The sequence below is a fragment of the Mesorhizobium sp. LEGMi-168a genome, assembly GCF_058312955.1.
Window position 1 is genome coordinate 1 of sequence record NZ_JBZEGV010000150.1, and the last position, 1,049, is coordinate 1,049.

The 1,049-nt window shown below is 64.3% G+C and carries 2 protein-coding genes; both read right to left on the bottom strand.

Going from position 1 to position 1,049, the window contains the following annotated elements:
- On the bottom strand, positions 1-276 hold a 276-nt coding region (locus tag AC4FWB_RS34550), incomplete at its 3' end, for a cyclic nucleotide-binding domain-containing protein (protein ID WP_491030686.1).
- Between the two features lie 90 nt (positions 277-366).
- Positions 367-1,049 (bottom strand): hypothetical protein (locus tag AC4FWB_RS34555; protein WP_491030688.1); only part of this gene is annotated, 683 nt, incomplete at its 5' end.

Genomic DNA, 1,049 nt, shown 5'->3' on the forward strand with positions numbered 1-1,049 from the left:
GCTCGAAAGCTGCGCCAGCTCGCCGATGAAATTGCCGGCGCCATAGCTGATGATCGCCTCGCGCGGGCCAAGCCCGCCGGCCTGCGTGATGTCGACCTTGCCCGACAGGATGACGATCAGCCCGGGCGAGACCGTGCCGGCCGTGACGATATGCTCGCCGGCCGCATAGGCCCTCGCCTCGCCGAACCGGCGCATGCGCTCGATGTCCGCATCGGTCAGGACGGGAAACATCTGGTCGCGGCGGGCGGCGATGGTCGGGCTGACGGAAGGACCCATGGGACGGACCGTAGCGCTGCGCTCGCCGGGTTTGAAGCGGGTTGTTCGGGGCCTGGCTGTGAGGGGAGGTTGGCTAACGGCCTCCATGCTTCATCCGAGCGACGTCGCCAGCTTGCGCAGCGCCCCCTTTGGATCATCGGCGATGACGGAGCCATGCGAGACAAGGATGCGCTTGAGCGCCGGCTGTTCCGCCCATCGTCTCAATTGGGCTGCGAGTGCCGCCTTATCGCCGACCAGCGTCAGCTTGACCGGCCAGGGTATATGCGGCTCACCACCGGCAAATCCCATCATGCGCAATGCCCAGCCGGCAAAGCCGGACGCGTCGCGGATGTTGCCGACGACATCATTGAGAATGAGCGTCGTGCCGTTTGGTCCGTCAACTTGCAGCGCCGCTTCGCCATCACGGGTTCCGGGGACGGTGACGAGCTTGACGTCGGGATCGCCAAAGTCGCCACGTGTCGCATCGACATGTACCGCCTTCTCCACACTGTTAAGCGCGCCCGGCGGTGCAATCACCTGAAGCGAAGGATAGCGGGTCTTCCACGGCTTTGCATCGAGCCGGTGATGACCACTAGGGACGACCAGGAAGGCCGGCTGGCCGAAGGCCTCGATCGCGCGCATCTGTTCGTCGTCAAGCGCGATGGCGCTGAAGATAATGAGCCGCTGGTCGCGCAATCGCACCACAGTCATGCGCCGTTTCATGTTGCCGACGGGCATCGGTATGTCGCCGGTCACCGTCAGAATATTGTCGTCGACAGAAGTGAGCCTGCCAT